Source organism: Duganella callida (genome assembly GCF_004614165.1).
Classification (GTDB): Bacteria; Pseudomonadota; Gammaproteobacteria; order Burkholderiales; family Burkholderiaceae_D; genus Rugamonas; species Rugamonas callida.
The window spans coordinates 24,346-31,840 of sequence record NZ_SPVG01000144.1 but is presented as its reverse complement, the minus strand read 5'-3'; the positions used below and the strand labels follow the sequence as shown (position 1 = coordinate 31,840).

Sequence of the window (7,495 nt, the reverse complement as noted above, 5' to 3'; positions counted from 1 at the left end):
GCCGTAGCGGCCGCTACGGCACAGCCCGTGACGCAATGGAAGACCTGACCCCGGAGTTAAAACGGCCAGCGGCCGAGTATGGTGTAGGGGCGGCCCTGGCCGATGTGGCTGTGCAGCAGCAGCAGCTCGCGCACGGTCCATTCGACCGGCGCCACGGCCTGCGGCGCGGCGGTGATATCGTCGTACAGCAGTGTGACGTGCGGCGTGTAACTGTGCGGATGGACACCGGCGCCGGCCTTCGCCAGGGCGCCGCCAAGGCGGCGGTACAGTTCGGTGACGCCGACGATGCCTTCGCTGCCGGTCAGCACGTAAGGTCGGTTGCGCGCGCGGTTGATGAAGGTTTGCGCGGTGTCGAAGCTGACGGTGAACGGCTGCGTTCCAGCCGCCACCAGCGCGGCCGCCTGCGAGGCGGCGTCAACCAGTTTGTCCGGCATGCCGACATAGTCGCCCAGCACGCACAGGGTGCAGTGCAGCTTGGCGGCGGCGGTCGGGCGGCCGACCATGCCGTGTTGCGCTTTCAGTTGGGCGGTCAGCTGGCCGATCTGCGCGACGGCGCCGGCGTCGGGCGCGATGGCGAAGAACAGCCGGTCGGTCGGCTGCGGCGGCGCTTCGAAGTCGAACAGGGAGCCTTGGGTCGACATCTATTTCACCCGCTGTTTTTCGAGCTTGCGCGCCAGCGTGCGACGGTGCATGCCCAGCCGCCGCGCCGCTTCGGAGATGTTGAAGTCGGTCTCGGCCAGCACGGCGTGGATGTGCTCCCACTCCAGCGTCTTGACCGAGGTGGCGCGCGTGGTCAGTTCCAGTTCGGCCGCGCCGGCCACGTGTTCGAACGCGGCTTCGATGTCGTCGGTGTTGGATGGCTTGGCCAGATACTGGCAGGCACCCAGCTTGATCGCTTCCACCGCCGTGTTGATGCTGGCGAAGCCGGTCAGCACCACGATCAGCATGTCCGGGTCGTGCTCGTGCAGCATCTGCACGCAGGCCAGGCCCGACGAGTTGCCCTTCAGTTTGAGGTCGACCACGGCGTAGCCCGGCGAGTGCTCGACCAGCGCCGCGCTGGCCTCGTCCACGTTTTCGGCCAGCAGTACCTTGTAGCCCCTTCGTTCGAAAGAACGCCCTAAGGTACGGGCAAACGCCGCGTCGTCTTCCACCAGCAGCAGTACGCGTTCTTCTTCTGTCGTCATGTCGTCGTTTGATGTTCCGGTTTGATTTCGATGGCGGACAAGGGCAGCGTCAGGCGCACCATCGCTCCGCCTTGCTCCAGGTTGGTCGCCGTCACCTCGCCGCCCAGCGTGCGCGCGACGTTCACCACCAGGAACAGTCCCAGCCCGCCGCCTGGACGGCCTTTGCTGGAATTATAGGGCTTGCCGAACTGCGCCAGGATGGCCGGCGCGAAGCCGGGGCCGTTGTCGGTCACCCGCAGCACCAGCGTGTCGCCTTCCACGCCGGCTTCCAGCCGCACGAAATGCGGCGATGCTTCCAGCGCGTTGTCCAGCACATTGCCGATCATTTGCTTCAGCGTCGAATCGGACACCACCGGATGATCGGGGTCGATGCGGTTGTCGAATTCCAGCGCCATCACCGGGCGGCCGACGCGCCACTCCGCCACCACCTCGTCCAGAAAGGTGTTGATGGTGGTGGCCGCCGACGATTCGCCGCGCGCCTCGCCGGCCGACAGCAGGATGCCGCTGACAATCGCCTTGCAGCGCTTGAGCTGGGTCTGCATTTCGCCGATTTCCTCCAGCAGCACCGGGTTGCTCTTGAATTCCTGCATGTGCTTCCAGTCGCCGAGGATCACGGCCAGCGTCGCCAGCGGCGTGCCCAGTTCGTGCGCGGCGCCGGAAGCCAGCAAGCCCATACGCACGATGTGTTCTTCCTCGGCCGCGCGCTGGCGCAGGTCGGACAGCGCCGCCGCGCTGCTGCGCATGTTCTGCATGATGCGGGTGATGAACACCACCAGCAGCGCCGCGTCGAGGATGAAGCACAGCAGCATGCCCTGCACGTACAGGCTGAAGATGCCCAGCGCATGATCCTGCGGCAGCGGCAGCGGTTCGGAGAACAGCGCCAGTCCGGCGATGCAGGCGCCGGTGACGATCACGATGGTCCAGGTCGACCACGTCTCCAGCAGCACCGCGCCCAGGATCACGTGCAGCAGGTACAAAAACACGAACGGGTTGGTGGCGCCGCCGCTCAGGTAGAGCTGGGCCGTCAGGCTGGCCACATCCACCGTCAGCGCCAGCAGCAGTTCGCTGTTGGACACCACCTGGTTTTCCTGCCAGCGCAGGATGCTGGCGACGTTGAAGGCGATCAGGCAGGCCAGCACGTTCAGCATCGCCGGCATCGGCAGCTGCACGCCCAGCAGGATGGAGGCGGTGGCGATGGTGGTGATCTGGCCGATCACCGCGATCCAGCGCAGCTGGATCAGCTGCTGCATGTTCTTGTGGCCGGCCGCGTGGGTGATGGTGTTGGCCGAAGCGTTCACCGCGGCCAGCGGCTCCACCACCGGCATGCCCGGCCGGCCTCTGTCGTAGGGATTAGGTCTTTTGTTTGCGCGCATCTCGTATTACCCAGACTACCGCAGCGGCCACCATCAGGGCCAGTGCGTACCAGGTGACAGCATAAACCAGATGGTTGTTGACGAACGAAATGACCGTCAAACCGCCCACCGGCTGCACGTCACCTACCGGCCCGGCCGCCCGCGCCGAGGCGTCGTCCGCGTCGATGAAGTACGGCGCCACCGGCGGCAGTCCGCGCGCCCTGGCGATGGCCGCCAGGTCGCGCGCGTACCAGTAATTACGTTCCGGCTCGTTCTTGCGCAGACGGCTTTCCTGCTCGCTCAGGCGCAGCAGGCCGTGGACCGTCACCTGCGGCGCCGTCGCCAGCTTGCAGGCACCCGGCGCGGCCGGCGGCGGCGCGGGCTGCGGTTTCCAGCCGCTGACGCCCGCCGCGACAAAGCCGCGGTTGATCATGACGATGCCGCCGTCCGCCGTGCACAGCGGCGTCAGCACCCAGTAGCCGATGCCGCGCTCGATCGAGGCCAGCGCCTGCGTGGTCGCGCCATCGAGGAATACCCCGCTCAGCGTCACGCGGCGGTACTCGTCCGCCTCGGCCGTCAGCTGCGGCCACTGCGCCCTGGACGGCGCCGGCACCGCGGCCGCGTGCACGCGCTGGTCGACCCGCTCGATCAGCGCCAGCTTCCATTGAAGCCGATAAATCTGCCAGGTTCCCAAAGCAAAAAACCCCGCGAACATCACCCCGGCCGCGAGGGCCAGGATGACGCGCAGGGCGCGGGAACGTTGGCGCTTGGAGGCGCCCGTCATCATTGCATGTCTTGCATGTTGTGAACGTCGTTACCCATCGAAGGCATCATGTTGATGTTCATGTGGTACATGACCCAGATTGAGCCCGACAACACGATCACCAGCAGCACCAGCGTGAAGACGGTGGCCAGCATCGACCAGCCGCCTTCGGCGCGGCCATTCATGTGCAGGAAGTAGACCATGTGGACCACGACCTGGATGGCGGCGAAGCCGAGGATGACGATGGCGGTGGTGCTCGACTTGTCGAACACCTTGTTCATCACCAGCCAGAACGGGATCGCGGTCAGGATCACGGACAGGATGAAACCGATCGCGTAGTCCTTCAGGCTGCCGTGGTGGCCGTCGTCTTCGTGACCGTGATGACCGTGGCCGTGGTCATCGTGTCCATGGTGATTATGTGCGCTCATGGCAGGACTCCCATCAGATAAACAAAGGTAAACACGCCGATCCAGATCACGTCCAGGAAGTGCCAGAACATCGACAGGCACATCAGGCGACGGTTGTTTTCCGGGGTCAGGCCGTGCTTGGCCAGCTGGAACACCAGCGTGATCAACCAGATCGAGCCGAAGGTCACGTGCAGACCGTGGGTGCCGACCAGCGAGAAGAACGAGGTCAGGAACGCGCTGCGCTGCGGACCCGCGCCTTCATGGATCAGGTGCAGGAACTCGTCCAGCTCCAGGTAAAGGAAGGCCAGGCCGAAGGCGCCGGTCACCAGCAGCCAGATGATGGTGGCCTTCAGGTTCTTGCGCTGCGAGGCGATCATGGCGAAGCCGTAGGTGATCGACGACAGCAGCAGGAAGCCGGTGTTGATCGCCACGGTCGGCAGGTCGAACAGTTCCGCGCCCGACGGGCCGCCCGCATAGTTGCGGCCCAGGACAGCGTAAGCGGCGAACAGGCCGGCGAACAGCAGGCAGTCGCTCATCAGGTAGATCCAGAAGCCCAGCAGCGTGCCGTTCTCCGGATGGTGGTCACGCACGTAGTAACGCGCGCTTGGATCTGCGCTCAGGGCGCCGTTAGCGTTAATTTCAGACATGGCTTTCCAGCAAACGAGTATGCGCTTCTTCGGTACGATTCACTTCATCGGCCTTGATGTAGAAATCGCGGTTGTAGTTAAAGGTGTGGATGACGATCGCCGCCACCATGGCCACGAACGACAGGGCCGCGGGGATCCACATCTGCCAGACCATGGCGAAACCGAAGGCGAACGACAGGGCCGAGATGACGAAGCCGGCGCCGGTGTTCTTCGGCATGTGGATGTCGACGAAGCCTTTCAGCGGACGCTGGTACTTGTTGGCCTTCATGTCGGCCCAGCTGTCGCTGTCATGCACCACCGGGGTGAAGGCGAAGTTGTAGTCGGGCGGTGGCGACGAGGTGGCCCATTCCAGGGTGCGGCCGTTCCACGGGTCGCCGGTGACGTCGCGCAGCTTGTCGCGGTTCATGAAGCTGACGAACAGCTGCACCAGGAAGGCGCCGATACCGCCGGCGATGATCAGCGCGCCGATGGCGGCGACGATGAAGTAGATCTGCAGCGATGGATCGTCGAAGTGGTTCATGCGGCGGGTCACGCCCATGAAGCCCATGATGTACAGCGGGGTGAAGGCGACCCAGAAGCCGACCAGCCAGCACCAGAACGAGACCTTGCCCCAGAATTCATTCAGGGTGTAGCCGAACGCTTTCGGGAACCAGTAGTTGATGCCGGCAAACAGACCGAACACGACGCCGCCGATGATCACGTTGTGGAAGTGGGCGATCAGGAACAGCGAGTTGTGCAGGACGAAGTCGGCCGGAGGCACGGCCAGCATCACGCCGGTCATACCGCCGATCACGAAGGTCAGCATGAAGCCCACGGTCCACATCATCGGGACGGTGAAGCGGATGCGGCCCTTGTACATGGTGAACAGCCAATTGAAGATCTTGGCACCGGTCGGGATCGAGATGATCATGGTGGTGATGCCGAAGAACGAGTTGACGCTGGCGCCGGAGCCCATGGTGAAGAAGTGGTGCAGCCACACCAGGTAGGACAGCACGGTGATCACCACGGTCGCATACACCATCGAGGTGTAGCCGAACAGGCGCTTGCCGGAGAAGGTCGAGACGATTTCCGAGAACACGCCGAACACCGGCAGGATCAGGATGTACACCTCGGGGTGGCCCCAGATCCAGATCAGGTTCACGTACAGCATGGGGTTGCCGCCCAGCTCGTTGGTGAAGAAGTTGAAGCCGGCGATACGGTCCAGCGACAGCATGGCCAGGGTGATGGTCAGGATCGGGAAGGTGGCCACGATCAGGGCGTTGGTGCACAGCGCGGTCCAGGTGAACACCGGCATTTTCATCATCGACATGCCGGGCGCGCGCATCTTGATGATGGTGGCGATCAGGTTGACCCCGGATAGCGTGGTGCCGACACCGGCCACCTGCAAGGACCAGATGTAGTAATCGACGCCGACGTCCGGCGAAGCGGCGATGCCCGACAGCGGCGGGAACGCCAGCCAGCCGGTCTTGCCGAATTCACCGACGAACAGCGAGACCATGGTCAGCATGGCGCCGAAGGTGGTCATCCAGAACGAGAAGTTGTTCAGGAACGGGAACGACACGTCGCGCGCGCCAATCTGCAGCGGCACCACGTAGTTCATCAGACCGGTCACCAGCGGCATCGCCACGAAGAAGATCATGATGGTGCCGTGGGCGGTGAACACCTGGTCGTAGTGGTGCGGCGGCAGGAAGCCGGGATTGTCGCCGAAGGCGATGGCCTGCTGCGCGCGCATCATCAGCGCGTCGGCGAAGCCGCGCAGCAGCATGATGATGCCGAGCACCATGTACATGATGCCGATGCGTTTGTGGTCGATCGAGGTGATCCAGTCGCGCCACAGCGGACCCCACAGGCGGAATTTAAACATCGCGGCCAGCAGCACGAGGCCGCCCAGGGCCACACCGGCGAAGGTGCCGATCAGGATGGGCTCGTGGTATGGAATTGCTTCCAGCGACAGCCGCCCAATGATCAGATTGGTCAGGTTGAGATCAGACATGGTCATTCTTTACGGGTAGGTTGAGCAGTGGTGGCGGCGACGCTGGTCGGCTCGCACACGTCTTTCGACATTTCCTTGACGGCTGCCGCTGCCTTGATGCGCGTGGCATCCTGGTGCATCTGGGTGTTGATGCAGGTCGTGCCCTCGGCCACGCAACGGTTCAGGATCAGGTCGTACAAGCCCTTGTCCACGTTGGCGAAGTGCATGATCGGGTGCTTGATGGTCGGCTTGTCCAGCTCGACGAACTGGGCGCGGGTCAGCGCGCCGTTGTCACCTGCGCCACCAGCCTTGGTCTTGGCCACCCAGGCGTCGAAGTCGGCCTGCGACACGCCATGGTATTTGAACTTCATGTCGGAGAAACCGGCGCCGCTGTAGTTGGCCGAGAAGCCGTCGTACACGCCGACCTTGTTCATCACCGCGTTCAGCTGCGTCTCCATGCCGGGCATGGTGTAGACCATGCCGGCCAGCGCCGGGATGTAGAACGCGTTCATCACCGAGGTCGAGGTCATGTGGAAGCGCACGGGAACGTCGATCGGGGTGACCAGTTCGTTCACGGTGGCAATGCCCTGTTCCGGATAGATGAACATCCACTTCCAGTCCATCGACACCACCTGCACTTCCAGCGGCTTGACGCCGGCGGCGATCGGACGGTGTTCGTCCAGACGGCTCAGCGGACGGTACGGATCGAGCAAGTGGGTGTAAATCCACGTGATCAGGCCCAGCACGATGATGATCAGCAGCGGTGCGCCCCAGATCAGCAGTTCGAGCTTGGTGGAGTGATCCCAGTCCGGCTTGTATTCGGCGGCGGTATTTGACTTTCTATAGCGCCAAGCGAACAGACAGATGAGAAACATGACAGGTACGATAATCAACAGCATCAACAGGGTTGACACAACTACCAGGTGTGCCTGTTGCGCTGCGATATCCCCGGACGGGTTCAGCACGACCGTATCGCAGCCAGCTAGCCACATTAACGGTGCGAGGAACAACCCACGACGAACGATAGGAGGAATCATGCGGTAATGTACGTTACAGAATATTGGGAACATGCTACTGTACTCACTAAGGATCGGTCTTGCCATTGGACACTTTGTCCTACCCGCCTGACCTGCCCTTGTGATAACAATTAATCAACAGAGACAAAGAGAC

The 7,495-nt window shown here is 63.1% G+C and carries 8 protein-coding genes; all 8 read right to left on the bottom strand.

Translation table 11 applies throughout. The features are described from left to right. Nucleotides 1-56: 56 nt before the first annotated feature. The 8 genes from E4L98_RS13920 to cyoA are packed head-to-tail and all read right to left on the bottom strand — an operon-like array spanning nucleotide 57 to nucleotide 7,362. The gene (locus tag E4L98_RS13920; protein WP_135202150.1) at nucleotides 57-641 is read right to left on the bottom strand and encodes a 2'-5' RNA ligase family protein; all 585 of its coding nucleotides are present in this window, start codon (nucleotides 639-641) and stop codon (nucleotides 57-59) included. Next, the gene (locus tag E4L98_RS13915; RefSeq protein ID WP_135202149.1) at nucleotides 642-1,184 is read right to left on the bottom strand and encodes a response regulator transcription factor; all 543 of its coding nucleotides are present in this window, start codon (nucleotides 1,182-1,184) and stop codon (nucleotides 642-644) included. Then, a complete protein-coding gene (locus E4L98_RS13910) occupies nucleotides 1,181-2,509 on the bottom strand; it encodes an ATP-binding protein (RefSeq protein WP_135202151.1) in 1,329 nt (442 codons plus the stop codon). Before E4L98_RS13910 ends, E4L98_RS13915 begins: the two co-directional genes overlap by 4 nt. 25 nt (nucleotides 2,510-2,534) lie before the next feature. Then, entirely contained in the window at nucleotides 2,535-3,323 is a 789-nt protein-coding gene (locus E4L98_RS13905) for an SURF1 family protein (RefSeq protein ID WP_135202148.1), read from the bottom strand. Then, nucleotides 3,320-3,727: a cytochrome o ubiquinol oxidase subunit IV gene (cyoD, locus tag E4L98_RS13900; RefSeq protein WP_135202147.1), complete on the bottom strand. Its 408-nt coding sequence runs from the start codon at nucleotides 3,725-3,727 to the stop codon at nucleotides 3,320-3,322. Before cyoD ends, E4L98_RS13905 begins: the two co-directional genes overlap by 4 nt. Next, nucleotides 3,724-4,353, bottom strand: coding sequence for a cytochrome o ubiquinol oxidase subunit III (cyoC, locus tag E4L98_RS13895; RefSeq protein WP_135202146.1), 630 nt, complete (start codon nucleotides 4,351-4,353; stop codon nucleotides 3,724-3,726). The genes cyoD and cyoC overlap by 4 nt, the downstream gene beginning before the upstream one ends. Next, nucleotides 4,346-6,352 carry a cytochrome o ubiquinol oxidase subunit I gene (gene cyoB, locus E4L98_RS13890; protein WP_371857217.1) on the bottom strand — a complete coding sequence of 669 codons (2,007 nt, stop codon included), beginning with the start codon at nucleotides 6,350-6,352 and terminating at the stop codon, nucleotides 4,346-4,348. The genes cyoC and cyoB overlap by 8 nt, the downstream gene beginning before the upstream one ends. After that, complete coding sequence (cyoA, locus tag E4L98_RS13885; protein ID WP_135202144.1) at nucleotides 6,349-7,362, bottom strand: ubiquinol oxidase subunit II; 1,014 nt, start codon at nucleotides 7,360-7,362, stop codon at nucleotides 6,349-6,351. Before cyoA ends, cyoB begins: the two co-directional genes overlap by 4 nt. Nucleotides 7,363-7,495: the final 133 nt, after the last annotated feature.

Coding starts and splice junctions, on each gene's coding strand:
- E4L98_RS13915 (WP_135202149.1), bottom strand. CDS start 1,184: ATGACGACAGAAGAAGAACGCGTACTGCTGCTGGTGGAAGACGACGCG.
- cyoA (WP_135202144.1), bottom strand. CDS start 7,362: ATGATTCCTCCTATCGTTCGTCGTGGGTTGTTCCTCGCACCGTTAATG.
- cyoD (WP_135202147.1), bottom strand. CDS start 3,727: ATGAGCGCACATAATCACCATGGACACGATGACCACGGCCACGGTCAT.
- E4L98_RS13910 (WP_135202151.1), bottom strand. CDS start 2,509: ATGCCGGTGGTGGAGCCGCTGGCCGCGGTGAACGCTTCGGCCAACACC.
- E4L98_RS13920 (WP_135202150.1), bottom strand. CDS start 641: ATGTCGACCCAAGGCTCCCTGTTCGACTTCGAAGCGCCGCCGCAGCCG.
- cyoB (WP_371857217.1), bottom strand. CDS start 6,352: ATGACCATGTCTGATCTCAACCTGACCAATCTGATCATTGGGCGGCTG.
- E4L98_RS13905 (WP_135202148.1), bottom strand. CDS start 3,323: ATGATGACGGGCGCCTCCAAGCGCCAACGTTCCCGCGCCCTGCGCGTC.
- cyoC (WP_135202146.1), bottom strand. CDS start 4,353: ATGTCTGAAATTAACGCTAACGGCGCCCTGAGCGCAGATCCAAGCGCG.